Origin of the sequence: Micromonospora gifhornensis (assembly GCF_016863515.1) — a bacterium.
Taxonomy (GTDB): Bacteria; Actinomycetota; Actinomycetes; order Mycobacteriales; family Micromonosporaceae; genus Micromonospora; species Micromonospora gifhornensis.
Genome location: NZ_BOPA01000104.1, coordinates 1 through 1,096 on the forward strand (window position 1 = coordinate 1; position 1,096 = coordinate 1,096).

At 59.9% G+C, this 1,096-nt stretch carries 1 protein-coding gene; it reads right to left on the reverse strand.

Annotation, left to right across the window (positions count from 1 at the left end):
- Window positions 1-32: 32 nt before the first annotated feature.
- Window positions 33-872 carry an IS5 family transposase gene (locus Vgi01_RS30310; RefSeq protein ID WP_204293344.1) on the reverse strand — a complete coding sequence of 280 codons (840 nt, stop codon included), beginning with the start codon at window positions 870-872 and terminating at the stop codon, window positions 33-35.
- Between the last annotated feature and the right edge of the window lie 224 nt (window positions 873-1,096).

Consider the following 1,096-nt stretch of genomic DNA (forward strand, 5'->3'; position numbering starts at 1 on the left):
CGTTTGATTTACGCCTTTTGCGTCTTGCAGGGTTAGTAGGTGCCTCGCCAAGTTGGCGTGGTTTCGTCTGTTATGCGTTTGGCAAGGTTGTCGATCGAGGCAATGTGGATCATGGCTTCGGAGCTGGCGGGCAGGGTCTCGTAGTCGCGGGCAAGGCGGCGGTGCAGCATCAGCCAGCCCAGGCTCCTTTCAACCACCCATCGGCGTTTCACGACATGGAATCCGCGTTTCTCGGCGTTCCTGGAGACGACTTCCACGTCGATTCCGAGGGTGGCGCCGTGTTCGATCACGGCGTTCTTGAAGCCGGTGTCCGCCCAGGCTTTGGTGATCGTCGGGTAGGCATTCTTCGCCTCGCTCAGCAGGTGTGTGCCGATGGCGTTGTCGGATAGGCTCGCGGCGGTGACGATCACGGCGATGATGATGCCGAGGGCGTCTGTGATGATCCCGCGTTTGCGGCCCACGATCTTCTTGCCGGCGTCTACTCCTTGGCTGGTCACGGGCACGTTCGTAGAGGTTTTCACGCTTTGGGTGTCGAGCACGGCAGCCGTCGGATCGGGTTTACGGCCTTCTTTCACCCGGGCCAACCCAGCCAGGTCGTATCCGATTTTGGCGAAGATTCCTTCGTCGCGCCAGGCCGCGTAGTAGGCGTACACCGTATTGTGTGAGGGGAAGTCGTGGGGAAGGTATTTCCAGGCAATTCCGGTCCGGTTGACGTACAGGATCGCGTTGAAGATCTCCCGCAATTCCACGGTGGCCGGCTGGCCGGTGGGCCGCCGGTCGAGTCGGGCCTGCCGCCAAGCGCTCAGTGTTGGCTCGATCAGCGCCCAGCGGGCATCGGACAGGTCGCTCGGGTAGGCCTTCCGCTTACTCATGGCGCACCGTTTACACCAGACCGAGTCGCCGGCCCTGCATTCGTCCAACGTGGAGAGTCAATAAGATTTTTAGACTAGACGGAATCTAGAGCCTATTTGTGAGATAAGCGGACACCCTGATCACGGATCCAGCGACCTCGAATACTCGCTTATCCCTGCGAATCGCCCCTAAAGCCGCCACGCTTAAAGCCGGCAAACAGCTACGAACTCTGCCTGAATGCCCT